This window comes from Methanobrevibacter sp. (assembly GCF_045112895.1).
GTDB lineage: Archaea > Methanobacteriota > Methanobacteria > Methanobacteriales > Methanobacteriaceae > Methanocatella.
In genome coordinates, this window is the sequence record NZ_JBGUIH010000016.1 from 38,455 (window position 1) to 52,255 (window position 13,801).

The window sequence follows — 13,801 nt, forward strand, 5'->3', positions numbered from 1 at the left end:
TTCCTTTTTATTTATTCAGTGAAAAAATGGAAACCAATAGAATTGCATTCATCGATTATCTGAAGGTCATTGGGCTCTTTTGCATTATATTTGCGCATCTATGCCCCGACCAGACCCTCCTGCAAATCAGGAATTTTGATGTTCCGCTGATGATTCTCATTTCCGGATATCTTGCAGTCGGCTCATTCAAAAGAAGCCTTGAAAAAGACAAATCGTTTTTGAATTTCTATTGGAAAAGAATTAAAAGGCTGCTGTTGCCTACATGGATTTTTCTAATCATTTTTTTCGCAGTAATGTCCCTATTCCCAATAGATGGAATCTATCCATATTCCACAGATTATATAATCAGCAGCTTCTTGCTACTAGACGGAATGAAATACGTATGGATTATAAGGATATTCCTCATTTGCGCATTCATCACTCCGGTAATCTATTACTTTGACAAGATTGAAAGCGACTATCTGCAATTTCTAATTCTGCTTGTAATATATGTCCTATATGAAATAGCAATATTCCTGCAGATAAACGAAATGAACATTATTTTTGAATTTATTTTAGCTTATGTTATCCCTTATGGAATAATATACCTTCTCGGAATGATAGCCACAAAGACAAGCTATAAAACTGACAGGAATATTTCACTGATATTCCTAGCGACCCTTTTAATCGTCGGGCATATACTCTATACAACAACAGGCACTGTTCAATTTACACAAATAATGAAATATCCTCCTAGAATCTACTATATCAGCTATGCGCTATTTGTATCATTCCTGTTATTCAGCATATTCAAAAGAATAGACATTAAAGGCAACAGATTTGTCACTTTCTGCTCAAAATCATCACTGTGGATTTATCTGTGGCATGCCCTATTCATAACAGTCATCCCCCTGATTTTTGTAGGTCTGGACTGGATTGTGACATTTTTCATGGTAGTGACATGCGCGCTTTGTGTAACCTACATACAAAACAAAATTCTTGACTTTCTGGAGAAGAAAAATCTGAATCATGGCATGCTGAAATTATTCAGAGGTTAAGCATACCATATTCTAGCAAGTGATGAATGACCTTCTTAGACAGTCAAGTCATCAAATGTGACGGCGGATTCAAAATTTAAGCTACTTAATAAATATCTTTTAAAATTTGGGAGTTAATTTAATTTAAATTCCAAATAAAATCTATTTTTCAAAACTTTTCAGCTATACTTTAAACTGATTTTAAGATTGAATATTGCATAAAAGAGCATAATAAATGCCATAACCAAAAATGCAGCCCCACCAATGAATATTGACATTACCCCAAAGTCATTGACCAGAAATCCTCCGATTGCAGTACCGATAGCTATTCCGCCATTCAAAATGCTTAAGAATATGCCATTTGCAAGTTCGGGCGTTCTGGACAATACCGAATCTTCAATGTACTGTATGAGATTATAGCCCATTCCGTCCAGTACTCCGAAAACCATGAAAAGAATCAGGATTGAAATCAGATGACGGGCAAATAGATACATCAATACGAATACGAATCCGCATACCAACTGAAAGATCAGTAGTGTGGCCTTATCCTTATATACAATCAGCTTTCCACCGATCCATGTTCCGACAATGGAAATAAGACCATATGCAAAAAGGAGAATGCTTAATTTATATGTATGAATATTGCAAACGGTCTGAAGGAAATACGGCATGTAATTGTAGACTATGCTTGCCCCTATAGGCATCAATATTATCGCTATTGAAGCTATAATAAACTCTTTTGACCTTAACTTGGACAACGGCATTTCATAGCTTTTCGCTTTCCCATCGATTTTTGGAAAGAACAATAGGATTAAAATCAGCGATAGGAGATTAATCAGAAATATCCAAAGCATTGCAATCTCATAGCCAAGGACCGTTCCAAGGCCAGTTGTTATAGGCAGCCCTACAATGCTTCCGATTGAAATTCCCAAAAGTATTTTTGTGATGTAATCCTGCTCTTCGCCTTCAGGAGCAATTTCTTCACAAACAGTAAGCGCGATTGAAATAAAGGCCGGATAAAATACGGCAGACAGGATTCTAAAGAACAATGACAGATAAAGACTATCCGAAAAGACAATCACCAAATTGGAAATTGCAAATACGCTTAAAATAGAAATGAATGTCGTTTTCCTTTCAAATCTTGAAAACAGTACCGGAATGAATAATCCACAAACCGCAATGGTAAATGTGAATGAGCTTACGTAAAGGCCTGAAACAGCTATTGTTGTATTAAAATGAGTCGATATTAGTGAAATTATCCCTACAATGCTTAATGGCGTATTAATACCCAATGAAGCCAACATCAAAATATAAAGCAATGTTTTAGGATTATTTTTCATAAAAAATTTCCATAAAATTAAAAAAAAAAAGAAAGGTAAATTTGTTATTTTTCAATAACAAATCCATGGTTTTGCGCTTTAGTGACAAAGACTGTTCCCTTATCACCGATGATTTCTTTGGTTTTTTCAACAATGAATGCATTTTCCTCATCAAAGACTGAGTATAAAACCGGTCCGAATGATGAGATACCTACACCATAGGCTCCGGCATCTTCAATAGCCTGCATAGTCGGCAAATAACTTGCATCCAAGCTGTGCTCCAATTTGTTGAAACCTACTTTTTGAAGCTCGCTTACAGCCCAACCAAAGTTTTTGATGTCCTTTTCAAGCATGAACGGAACAAGATTCATTAAAATCAAGTGAGATACCTGTTCGACTTCCTCTTTAGGAATAGGACAGTATGTCTGGAAAACGTCCACTTCATCGGAACCTTCCATATGCTTTTCAATATGAGGAATGGCAATTAGAATATCCCATTCTTCAGGGAAGTCATATCTTGCAATCAATGTTGCAGGTTTTGCCTTTGATGCACCTGAAGGCAAGAACAAAGGCTTTTCTTCCTTACTGTGTCCACCATCCAAGATGAATCCTCCTAAATCATGAGTATATGTTCCGATTCCAGAAGTTCCTCCTCTTCCAACAATACTGCTGAGAATTCTGCTTTCCACTTCAATGCCCATTGTTTCGGTAATCAAGTGAGCGGTAGAAACAGCAATTTGTGTTCCGCTTCCAAATCCGGAATGCGGAGGATATGTCTGATGAACTGTGAATTTGAAACCAGCATCTATATCAAAATAATCCAAGGTTTTTTGAGCTGCTGCAGGAATCTTTTCCTGACATTCCAAAATAGCTTCTTCATCTGTTACTGTATCGGCAAATTCAAGTTCTATTCCACTTTCAATTTGCTCGGATTCTAAAACGAATTGTGGGTCAGCTAATGCCAAACCGATTCCGCCATCTACTCTTCTATATGACCCATTTAAATCAATGAGAGACATATGAATTCTTGAAGGGGCTCTAATTATCATTTCTTTTTCACTTCCAATATTTAAATAAACAATTAATTTATGAACTTAATCAATAATAAATGTTATCATGATTATTCAAATAAACTTTAAAAAAAAATAAAAAGTATTTTATATATGAAATTATAAAATATATCCATGAATTTAGAAAGCTTAATTCCAAAAAGTATATTCGACATTGATGTTACAATTGCAGCAGTATACCTGACTTTAATTATACCGTTGATTGCAGCATTGATATATTCATTTTAAGTTGAGAAAAACTCTTTTCTCAAATTTTCTTTTTTTTAAAACTCAAGATTGTCCACGGCATTTATCAATTTTTCAGCCAAGCTTAAGGTTAACTCCATAGGCTCATATGAATAGCATTCATAAACAATAGTGGCAATTCCTGCTTTGGAAGTCGGTTCAGTAATATATGGCGGGCTAGACCTGAATTCCGGAGCATAATAAACAATTCCTTCAATCGAATCAATTATCTCATTCATATATCTGGAAGATCTGTCATCAAAGCCAGGGGCAAAAACAAAATTGGTTATCTGATAATCACCCGGACCATGGGAACCGCGATTAGAGTGGATATCCAAAAACAGATCATATCCATTGCCTATAATCTCATCACGAACAAATTCCTGGGCTAGAAGCTGGCCCTCAAGCCTTCCTTCACTTTCTGAATTCTTGTCTGAAACATTGATGTTATACAGATAATAGCAATACTGCAAATCGCTTTCTGAAGTCAGTTTTTCAAACAATGCCCTGTGGGATTTGCTTTCAAGTGGATGCATTCCAATCAGATATGCTATCCTAATTTCCGATTCGGGATTTCCAAAAGGACCATGAATATAGACGCTACCCAATTCATTTTCACCTATTATATTAGAGTCATGTTCTGTTGAGTCTATTTGAGCTTCGCTGGTGGGGCCGTCCGGATAATCCATAATAACACCTGAAAAAAAATAAGTTGAGACTAGATGAAATCTAGTCTTCGGATGGTGCACGTGCACCTAATTCTTTGTTCAATTCGTAAATCAATCTGTTGTCGCCGTCAGCGAGTTTGATTTTAGCAACAAGTTCCATTGCGTTTTCTTCTTCTTCGACTTGCTCTTCAACAAACCATTGCAGGAAGTTGTTGGTTGCGTGGTCTTTTTCTTGAATAGCCAAATCGACTAAATCATTGATAAGGCCTGTTACCATTTTTTCATGTTCCAATACATGTTCGAATGCAGCCACTGGAGAATCCCATTCGGTTTGAGGTCCTTCGATTGCAGTTAAGGTTACGGAAGCTCCTCTTCTGATAATGTAGTCATAGAATTTCATTCCGTGTTCCAATTCTTCAGCTGCTTGAACTCTCATCCAGTTAGCGAATCCTGCTAAGTCTTCATCTTCAAAGTAAGCTGCCATGGATAAATATAAATATCCAGAGTAAACTTCAGCATTTAATTGACCGTTTAATGCTTTTTCCATATTTTCAGATACCATTAAATATCACCATATAAAATTTTGTAAGTGATTTAATATAAATTTTAAGTTATTAAAAAAACATATACCCTAACATGATTGAAAAGTCCCTATATGAAAACTACAAAATCGATTTTAGTGATGAAATTACACCAACTGCTGATGATTATTTATTCGTTTTTAATGAAAATAGAGAATTGTATTTGGATGAAGATAAAAAGTTGCCTGAATCATTAGATAATTTTAATGTTAATTTTTGCCTATATATCGGCGATTACAAAGGCAAAAGAGCATTTGCAGCTAATGTCAATAGCGATGAATCATTCTATCCATTGCATGAAGTCTATGAACAAGACCATGACCTATACCATATAGCGTCAAAGGCAGTTCTTGTCAGCGATTGGTATAAGTCATTCCAGTTTTGCGGAAGATGCGGAACACCGACCGAATTAGATGAGAAGGACATGATGCTGAAATGCCCCAATTGCGGACAGAACCATTATCCTCACATCTCCCCTGCAATTATTGTGGCAATCAGAAAAGGCGATGAACTGCTTATGGCAAAACACAGCTACCACGACAACATCAGATATGCGCTGATAGCAGGTTTTGTAGAGCCTGGAGAAAGCGTTGAAGAGGCCGTCCACCGTGAGGTTTCAGAAGAGGTAGGCATTAAAATTAAGAATGTGCAATATCAAAGAAGCCAATCCTGGCCATTTCCAGACTCATTGATGCTCGGCTTTACTGCCGAATACGAATCAGGTGAAATTAAGGTGGATGGTGATGAAATCGTAAGGGCACAGTGGTTTAAAAAGGATGAAATCATCAGATACGGATCTGATATCAGCATTTCTGACTGGCTAATACAATCCTTTATTGATAGTGTTTAGCGCTATCACGCCGGCTTTCAGTCTTGCCAGACCATCATCCAAAAGCTCTCGAGGGCAAGCTATATTCATCCTTAAGAAATTATCTCCATTTTGGCCAAAGTCAATGCCTGCTGAGAGAAACAATCCCTGATTTGTTCTTAAAAATTCGGATAATACTTTTGAAGGCACCTTTAAATCCGAACAGTCAAGCCACAGCAAGTAAGTTGCATCGCATTCGACCAATTTAATGACAGGCAATTCATTGGTTAGATATTCCTTGACAGTCATCTTATTTTCATATAATACTTCTCGAAGCTCATCCAGCCACTCTTCTGAGTCATTATAGGCAGCAGTCACAGCAGATGTTGCAAAAACGTTGCATGAATCCGAATTGTCTATATGCATCTGAGTTTTAATCTTATCCAGAAGCTCCTTATTTTTAGTGTGGACGATAGAGCTTTGAAAACCCGCAATATTGAATGATTTTGAAGGAGACAAGCAGGTTATCACATTATCCAATGATTCAGACGGATTGTATTTGGCTCCAGGGTCTGTCAAATCACAGTGAATTTCATCCGAAATCAAGACAACATCATGTTTTCTGCAAAGCTCGCCAATACGGGCCAAATCCTCTTTTGACCATATCTTTCCGATTGGGTTGTGGGGATTGCAAAGTATCATCATCTTAACTTTAGAAAGTTTCTCATCCAAATCATTGAAATCTATTTTATATTCTCCGTTTTCATAAATCAGCTCATTTTCCAGAACTTTGCGGCCATTGTCCTCAATTACATAGAAAAACACATGATAGACAGGTGACTGAATAAGTATCTCATCACCGACATCGGTCAAGCACCTTATCATTGAAGATATTGACGGCATTACGCCAATCGAATATGCCATATCCTCGCGGGACATCCTAAAGCCATATCTTCTATCCCACCAGCTGATGTAGGCATCAAACAGCTCATCCGGAACTATGGTGTATCCGTATACCGGATGTTTAGCCCTTTTTAAAATGGCTTTTTCGATAGCCGGAGCTACCTTAAAGTCCATATCCGCAACCCACATCGGCAAATCATCTTTGAAAAAATCCCATTTTAGGCAGTTGGTATCGTGCCTATCTGTTACACTTTGAAAATCATGTTTAGTATCTTTCATAGTGAATACGCTCTTCATCAAATTTGTCCATGAACTTGTTTTCCCATCCTTCGGCAGGATAGCCCAATGTTATCACACAGAACGGAACATGATTGACATTATCCAGGTCAAATAACTCTGACACCTTTTCCATTGTCTCTTCTGTTGGCGCCACCCCATTCCAAAGGCCACCCAAGCCCAGATTGACCGCTTCAAGAAGCATATTTTCGGCTGCGGCAGCCATATCCTGCTGCCAATGCGCCTTATAGAATGCCCTTTCGATATTTGCAACAAGCAAAATTGCAACAGGTGCTGTTTTGACTCTAGGCTTTATTTCAGAGAGCTTTAAAAGGGTTTCCTTGTTTTTAATTACAACAAACTCCCAAGGTTCCGCACCGAGCCTTGAACCTGGTGCCTGCATTCCCGCTTTCAAGATTTTTAAAATATCCCCATCACTCACTTGTTTGTCATTATATTCACGAATGCTTCTTCTTGTGTTAACAATTTCTTCAAAATCAGACATATTTTTAAATAATATCTTTATCATATAAATAATTAGTTTAATAAACGGAGGTGAAATTTAATGGATACTACAAAAGGTGCAGGGATATTTTTCATTATTCTTGGTTTGATATTCATACTATTCCCAATGTTTTCATCCGAATTGGTTTCAATAATTGTTGGTTTAAGTTTAGTGTTCTTCGGTATTTCCGCAGCATTCATGGGATATACCATGAAAGATGCACAAAAAGAAGTTGCAATAGCAATTATCCTTATTGGGATTATTTCCATCATTTTAGGATTGCTGTTCATGTTCTACATAAATGCAATAGCATTCTTAGTCTCTTTCCAATTCTATATTGTCGGATTTATAATGATAATATTCGGAATAGCTGGATTGATATCCAAAGTAAGCAGAATTTCAAACTTCACTTCAATACTCGTTTTATTGATGGGTATTGTTGCAATCGCTCTTGGAGTATTTGCTGGCGGCCACCCGATATATCTTGCAATCGTTATCGGTATTGTCTTGATTATTGAAGGTATTGCATATCTGCTTGATGATTAAGACTTGGCTAACAATCCAAAAAATAGTTAAAAATACCTAAACAACCATCACTAATAAAACATATCATTAACCAAGTCTGGGGGAAATCCCAGATAATACTTTATTTTAAGAATTAATAAGAATTGTTGAAGTGCGAAAAAGCACATTTTCACACTTCCGAAAAGTTTTTAAATGTCTGAATTTTCTAAAGTTCTGAAATCAATATCGCTTTCGCCGCAGAACTCTTTAACATGCTCTATGATTTCAGAGATATCTTCCTTGGAATACTCGTTTTTGAAGTAGTATACAATCGGCTGGGCATTGGTGTATACCGTAAGGACAAGGTACTGATTATTCCAAAAGCTAACATCCAATGTGTTGTATATTTGGATATCTCTTACAATGTCGCTTTGAGCCTTTCCGATTGATGTCTCGTTTCCGATGGATTTGATTTCACTGTTTTCATAGTGGCTTTGCAATTCAATGAGATTATCCTCATCGGTCAAAACATCACTTTGAGGTTCCATTTCTGACAGCTTTTCCCTGAAGAGTTTTGCATTGTGCAGCTTTTCCTGAACTTCAGTCAATTCCTTTTCAAGCTGCTTTTCATCTTCAATAAGGGAATTTATGAAAGCTTCTGAGCCATTGTTGAAGTTCTCATACATTTCAAGCACATCTCTTGGAGAAAGCATTGAATGTTTCTTATAGAATTCCTTTGTGTGTGGCTTTACGCGAATGCTTAAAGGTTTAAGGTTTTCCTTTTTTGATTTTCTGTCAAAATATTCATCTGTGCCTTTTGTATATCTTTTGTGCAAGTATTGCATTCTTTCGGAAAACATCTTTTCGAAGTCTTCACGAGTCATGTCTTCCGGAAAGCGAAATCTGAATTCTCCGGATCCTCCGAAGTCACCGTTTCCGAATTCGAATTTTCTAGTTCTTTTTTGGTTTGTCATTTTTATCACATCCATTGTGTAATACAAATTTGGTTTTTGTACACAATTAATTATCTGCATGAACTAGTATATAAATGTATTCATTTTTAAAAAATGTATACATGAAAAATTTTAAAAAAAAAATAATGCCTATCATTGGCTTAAATCGGCGGCGATATCAAAGATCTTGTCCAAATCCTGTAGAAATTGCTCTTCTTTAGAATTTATTGTATCTGAATCTTCACTGGAGTAATCATTCTTTGAAATGTTATAAAATGAATCGATTACAACTTTTCCATTAAGCATCTTAAGCAAGCCTTCAGATTGCTTTAGGTGAGGTCGAATTTTCTCTTCAAAGTAATCCTTAGGATAATTGATGGTGTAGAAAAGCCCGACATTGACTTTGCCCTTGAACTTATTGCCTGTCTTATAGGAAACCATGCAGTATATCAATCTTTCAAGCAAGGCTATATAATGGCTTGAAGGATGGGAGAAAAATATCGGAACTCCAATCAATAGGGAATCGGCATTGAAAATCTCCTCAATCAAAGGAGAAAGCTCATCTCTCCAATAGCATTTGCAGGCATCCTCATCCCTTTTGCAGATTAGGCAAATTCTGCAGCCTGACAAATCCAGTTTATACAAATCAATGTAATCGACTTCAGCACCTACAGACTCCGCACCTTGACTGGCTTTCTTCATGAGCTGTGCATTATGCCCTCTTCTTTTAGGGTCAGCATTGATTACGATGGTCTTCATTTGGACAGCTCCGCTCCGATTTCAAATGCCTTTTCCAAGTCTTTCGGGAACTGCAAAATCCATTGCTTTTCCTTGAGTTCCTGTGAAAAGCCGGCCATGTTGAATTTGGAATAATCGGCAATCTGAATTGTATCGCAAACAGGGTAGGTTACAATCTCACCATTTAAAAATGAGAATAAAAATTCAGTGCTTGACAAACTGTCCTTCATGGACTGTTCGTAAAACTCCAATGGAGCATTCATTGTGTAGAAAATTCCGACATTGACCTTGCCGGTGAAATAGCTGGACCCGTCATCATAAGACATTATGCAGAATATCAGCCTTTCAATCAATGCTCGGAATTCGCTTGTAGGCTGGCCGAAGTAGATTGGTGAACCTATCAAAAGGCAATCAGCATCAAAGATTTTATCGATTACATCAGTTAAGTCATCCTTCCAATAGCATTTTCCTTTTGTTTTGGTTTTGAGTTTGCAGGCAAGGCAGCTTCTGCAGCCTTTAAAAACCAAATCATATAAATTGAAATATTCCGTTTCAGCTCCTACGGATTCTGCACCTTTTTGAGCTGATTGCATAATCTCTGCAGTATTCCATGTTTTTCTTGGACTTGCATTAATGACAATTGTTTTCATAATAATAGATTATTTGAAGAATTATAAATTATTTATTGATATAGTCCAGAAAATTAAAATTTAAAATTATTAAAAAAAAGATAAAATTTGAAGCTATTTTTTAGCATCAATAACGGTTTTTCATTCATGTAAGGGACCAACACTTCAGGAACTTTAACGCTGCCATCAACCTGCTGATAGTTTTCCAGAATGCAGTAAGGCTGCAAGGTTCGAATATTACACATTTCATGTTCTTCTTGACTTACATTAATCAGCAATTTTATGTAATATTTAACTTTTTTTAAAATGCAGGAATATGCTTTTGTGATTTTTAGCACTTAGAAAAGTAATATCTAATACTAAAATCATACTTCATTACACAATATTGTAAAAGATAACGGCGCTGGTATCAATTTTTAACTAGAGAATGGTTAAAGATATCTGGAAAAAAAGAATAATCTTATTACAATTAAGTTACATAGAAATATTAGATTAAAGAGGATGAAATGCATGTCTACTAAAATGGAAATCGCTGAAAATTTTGCAAAAACCATTAATTCTGATAAAATAAAGTTAATGATATTATTCGGTTCAGTTGCAAGAGGAGATTATCGTCCGGATTCAGATATTGATATTCTAGTTGTTTCTGATTATCATAACGATATTTGGCCAAAAATTTCTAGAATAATCGGAGATACCGTTTTAGAAGAAGGCGAGTTGCTTTCTGTCCATGTAATGCCGGAAAATATCTTCAATGAAACTAAAGATTATTCTTTTTTAACTAATGTTTTAAGAGAAGGTATAATTCTTGAGTGAAATTGAAAAACTATGCAAAAAATCATATGACAAATTAAAATCCAGCAAAGCTTTATATGAACTTGGACAATATTCTGATTCTGCTAGCTTATCTTATTACTGCATGTTTTTGATGGCAAAAGCGCTGCTAAACAAAAAAGGATATGATGCAAAAACTCATGAGGGAGTCATAAAACTATTTTCATTGAAATATGTACATGAAGACATATTCAATCATGAAATATATTTGCATCTTCCATCATCGCAATCAAAACGGGAGGATGCTGATTATAGTTCTGTTGACTATATAACACAAGAAATAGCTGAGAATCTAATTTCAAAAGCAGAAGAATTCTTAAAAGAATCTGAAAAATTTTTGTAAAAAAAAGAGATTTTATGAGATTTAATCTCATTAAATCTTTTAGATAATCTATTTTTTAGCTTCAATAACGGTTTTTCCATTCATGTAAGGGACCAACACTTCAGGAACTTTAACGCTGCCGTCAGCCTGCTGATAGTTTTCCAGAATGCAGCACATTGTTCTCTCGGTAGCGATTGCAGTACTGTTCAGGGTGTGCAGGGTTTGGGCATCTCCGGAGCCTGCCCTTCCGACACGGGTTTTGGTCTTGCGTGCCTGGTAATCCTTACAGTTGGTGCATGAAACCAGCTCACGATAAGTACCTGAACCAGGGAACCATGCTTCCAAATCGTATTTGATGGCCGCATTATCGTTTAAAGCAGATGACACAATAGCTATTATCTGATACGGAAGACCCAATTTCTGATAGATTCCTTCGGTGACTTCCATCAGCTTGTCATGCTGGTTTTTGGAATCTTCAGGTGTTGAGAAAATGAACTGCTCAATCTTTTCGAACTGGTGAACCCTGAATATTCCCAATGTGTCCTTACCATGTGATCCTGCCTCTTTTCTAAAGCAGGTTGAAAGCGCACAGTATCTCAACGGCAAATCGTCGGGGTTTATGATTTCATCCCTGTGAAGCGCAGCCAAAGTCTGTTCGGCGGTTGCAATCAGGAACAAATCCTCGTTTTCCACTTTGTATAATGTCTCTTCGAACTCACCTAATTCGGATGTTTCCGCTGCAACTTCACCTTTTACGAAGAACGGTGTCTGCATTGGGATGTATCCTTCAGCTTCAAGTTCAGATAAAGCGAATTGAATCAACGCCAGGTTCAGATGCAGGATATCCCTTTTGAGGTAATAAAATCGTGCCCCTGCAATCTCGGCGGCAGTTTCAAGATCTGCCCCATCGATTTTATTGATCAAATCAACATGGTTCAAGGCTTCAAAATCGAATTCCGGCTTTTCACCATATGTTCTTATCACTACATTGTCATCTTCAGTATCTGAAATCGGAACATCCTCATCGATGATGTTTCCGACCTTGTATCTGTAATCGTCTCTGAGTTTGAGGTATTCTGCATTTTTGGCTGTCAATTCCTTGATTTCTGCTGCCACTTCCTTAGAGCGTTTGATTACCTCTTCCAAATTGCCTTCTTCCTTTGCTTTTTTGAATGATTTGGATAATTTGTTTTTCTCAGATCTTAATGAATTGAGTTTTCTTTCACCTTCTCTCCATAAGGCGTCATATTCTATTACCTTTTCGACATTTTCAGTGTCTCTGAATCTCTTCTTTTCAGAGTCTATAACGAGTTCCGGACTTTCTCTGAATACTTTTATATCTAACAATATTTTGTCCCCTAAAATATTTTATACAAATATAAATTTGAATCTTTTATTTTTTAAAGTTAATCATTAATTAAAAAGATTAATAAAAAAAAGTAGTTTTAGAGTTCAAAAGGAACCCTAATAACATTTTTGCAACTACAACAATTTCTCTCTAAAGACTGATTTCAACTCAGTTTTGGTTTGGTCTGTGTAGTTTTCATTGTCTACGCTGAAGATTGCCATTTCGTAAATAATCTTATTTAGTGCCTGGCCCTTTTCAGTCAGGTAGTATCTCACATTCTTCTTATCGTATTTGTCAGCAATACGATTGATCAAGCCGTTCTCCTCCATTTCCTTAAGGCAGCTGCTTAAGACACGGTTGGATAGTTTAGGCCTGTTTTCCTTAAATTCATGGAAACGGGTTTTGCCGAAGAACAAATCGTTGATGATCTGTACAACCCATTTTTTCCTAATCAATTGAACTGCATTGTCTATTGGGAAAGTGTTTAGTTGAGCATTCACATTCATGAAAAACCCTCCATAAAGTTAATTTCGTATTAATGATTATTTTTTGAATATATAAAGTTTACTGTCTTGGTGAGCAAATGGTTACCAAAAGCTTTTAAATATGGTTGACCTATGTTGTAGTGAAAGCGCAATATTGCACTTTCGAGAGATGGGAAAATCAAAAAATCAATGAATGAACATGACCCTCCATTTTCCTTCAAATAACACTATACAGCAAAAACACATAGTCATGGGATTTCAAAAGAATTTTTTGATAAGCATTGAGCTTAAAAAAATCAACGTCTAATTTCCCTTTTAATCAAAAAATTCTTACCATCTCTACTTTTTTTATTATAGCTTTTCTTCCCATTCCTTGACCTTGAAACCGACCAGAACAAAGTCGTCCGCTACAAGGATCGGCCTTTTGACAAGCATGCCGTCAGTAGCTAATAAATCCAACTGTTCATCTTCAGACATTTCAGGCAACTTGTCCTTCAGTTTAAGTTCCCTGTATTTCATTCCGCTGGTGTTGAAAAACCTTTTGAGCGGCAAGCCGGATATTTCCCACCATCTGCGCAATTCATCAGCAGCAGGATTATCCTCTATGATGTGCCTTG

General features: G+C 36.4%; 16 protein-coding genes and 1 pseudogene. 5 read left to right on the plus strand and 12 right to left on the minus strand.

What is annotated here, in order from left to right:
- Nucleotides 1–26 precede the first annotated feature (26 nt).
- Nucleotides 27–1,037, plus strand: coding sequence for an acyltransferase (locus ACJMLD_RS03440; protein WP_405267994.1), 1,011 nt, complete (start codon nucleotides 27–29; stop codon nucleotides 1,035–1,037).
- 158 nt (nucleotides 1,038–1,195) lie between these two features.
- On the opposite strand, the gene ACJMLD_RS03445 is transcribed toward ACJMLD_RS03440, so the two are convergent.
- The 4 genes from ACJMLD_RS03445 to ACJMLD_RS03460 form a co-directional block, all read right to left on the minus strand.
- Nucleotides 1,196–2,356: an MFS transporter gene (locus ACJMLD_RS03445; RefSeq protein ID WP_405267996.1), complete on the minus strand. Its 1,161-nt coding sequence runs from the start codon at nucleotides 2,354–2,356 to the stop codon at nucleotides 1,196–1,198.
- Between the two features lie 44 nt (nucleotides 2,357–2,400).
- Nucleotides 2,401–3,384 carry a beta-ribofuranosylaminobenzene 5'-phosphate synthase gene (locus tag ACJMLD_RS03450; RefSeq protein ID WP_405267998.1) on the minus strand — a complete coding sequence of 328 codons (984 nt, stop codon included), beginning with the start codon at nucleotides 3,382–3,384 and terminating at the stop codon, nucleotides 2,401–2,403.
- Between the two features lie 284 nt (nucleotides 3,385–3,668).
- Nucleotides 3,669–4,319 (minus strand): adhesin, encoded by a 651-nt coding sequence (locus ACJMLD_RS03455; protein ID WP_405268000.1) that lies wholly within the window; start codon nucleotides 4,317–4,319, stop codon nucleotides 3,669–3,671.
- Nucleotides 4,320–4,359: 40 nt separating this feature from the next.
- A complete protein-coding gene (locus ACJMLD_RS03460) occupies nucleotides 4,360–4,860 on the minus strand; it encodes a ferritin (RefSeq protein ID WP_405268002.1) in 501 nt (166 codons plus the stop codon).
- 74 nt (nucleotides 4,861–4,934) lie between these two features.
- Between ACJMLD_RS03460 and nudC the strand changes: the two genes are divergently transcribed.
- Nucleotides 4,935–5,729 (plus strand): NAD(+) diphosphatase, encoded by a 795-nt coding sequence (nudC, locus tag ACJMLD_RS03465; protein WP_405268003.1) that lies wholly within the window; start codon nucleotides 4,935–4,937, stop codon nucleotides 5,727–5,729.
- Here nudC and ACJMLD_RS03470 read toward each other — a convergent pair.
- Together ACJMLD_RS03470 and ACJMLD_RS03475 are read right to left on the minus strand one after the other, a co-directional pair.
- A complete protein-coding gene (locus ACJMLD_RS03470) occupies nucleotides 5,700–6,869 on the minus strand; it encodes a MalY/PatB family protein (RefSeq protein ID WP_405268005.1) in 1,170 nt (389 codons plus the stop codon). The two genes, nudC and ACJMLD_RS03470, sit on opposite strands and share 30 nt — an antisense overlap.
- The gene (locus tag ACJMLD_RS03475) at nucleotides 6,856–7,371 is read right to left on the minus strand and encodes a nitroreductase family protein (RefSeq protein ID WP_405268007.1); all 516 of its coding nucleotides are present in this window, start codon (nucleotides 7,369–7,371) and stop codon (nucleotides 6,856–6,858) included. The genes ACJMLD_RS03470 and ACJMLD_RS03475 overlap by 14 nt, the downstream gene beginning before the upstream one ends.
- Nucleotides 7,372–7,431: 60 nt before the next feature.
- Here ACJMLD_RS03475 and ACJMLD_RS03480 point away from each other — a divergent pair, with 60 nt between their 5' ends.
- Nucleotides 7,432–7,917 (plus strand): DUF308 domain-containing protein, encoded by a 486-nt coding sequence (locus ACJMLD_RS03480; protein WP_405268009.1) that lies wholly within the window; start codon nucleotides 7,432–7,434, stop codon nucleotides 7,915–7,917.
- 167 nt (nucleotides 7,918–8,084) lie between these two features.
- Here the strand turns inward: ACJMLD_RS03480 and ACJMLD_RS03485 are convergent, their stop codons facing one another.
- The 3 genes and pseudogenes from ACJMLD_RS03485 to ACJMLD_RS03495 form a co-directional block, all read right to left on the minus strand.
- Complete coding sequence (locus tag ACJMLD_RS03485) at nucleotides 8,085–8,849, minus strand: hypothetical protein (RefSeq protein WP_405268011.1); 765 nt, start codon at nucleotides 8,847–8,849, stop codon at nucleotides 8,085–8,087.
- Between the two features lie 330 nt (nucleotides 8,850–9,179).
- Nucleotides 9,180–9,587: pseudogene (locus ACJMLD_RS03490) on the minus strand (flavodoxin family protein); the annotation flags it as partial.
- Nucleotides 9,584–10,216, minus strand: a complete 633-nt coding sequence (locus ACJMLD_RS03495) for a flavodoxin family protein (protein ID WP_405268013.1) — start codon at nucleotides 10,214–10,216, stop codon at nucleotides 9,584–9,586. The gene ACJMLD_RS03495 and the pseudogene ACJMLD_RS03490, both read right to left, overlap by 4 nt.
- 489 nt (nucleotides 10,217–10,705) lie before the next feature.
- Here ACJMLD_RS03495 and ACJMLD_RS03500 point away from each other — a divergent pair, with 489 nt between their 5' ends.
- Together ACJMLD_RS03500 and ACJMLD_RS03505 are read left to right on the plus strand one after the other, a co-directional pair.
- Nucleotides 10,706–11,011, plus strand: a complete 306-nt coding sequence (locus tag ACJMLD_RS03500) for a nucleotidyltransferase domain-containing protein (protein WP_405268015.1) — start codon at nucleotides 10,706–10,708, stop codon at nucleotides 11,009–11,011.
- Complete coding sequence (locus tag ACJMLD_RS03505; protein ID WP_405268016.1) at nucleotides 11,004–11,372, plus strand: HEPN domain-containing protein; 369 nt, start codon at nucleotides 11,004–11,006, stop codon at nucleotides 11,370–11,372. Before ACJMLD_RS03500 ends, ACJMLD_RS03505 begins: the two co-directional genes overlap by 8 nt.
- Nucleotides 11,373–11,420: 48 nt before the next feature.
- Here the strand turns inward: ACJMLD_RS03505 and serS are convergent, their stop codons facing one another.
- From serS to ACJMLD_RS03520, 3 genes are all read right to left on the minus strand, one after another.
- Entirely contained in the window at nucleotides 11,421–12,698 is a 1,278-nt protein-coding gene (gene serS, locus ACJMLD_RS03510) for a serine--tRNA ligase (protein WP_405268018.1), read from the minus strand.
- A gap of 135 nt (nucleotides 12,699–12,833) precedes the next feature.
- The gene (locus ACJMLD_RS03515; protein ID WP_405268020.1) at nucleotides 12,834–13,205 is read right to left on the minus strand and encodes a winged helix-turn-helix transcriptional regulator; all 372 of its coding nucleotides are present in this window, start codon (nucleotides 13,203–13,205) and stop codon (nucleotides 12,834–12,836) included.
- A 330-nt stretch (nucleotides 13,206–13,535) separates the two neighbouring features.
- Nucleotides 13,536–13,801, minus strand: a 266-nt coding sequence (locus ACJMLD_RS03520; RefSeq protein ID WP_405268022.1) for an ArsC/Spx/MgsR family protein, incomplete at its 5' end; no start/stop codon positions are given.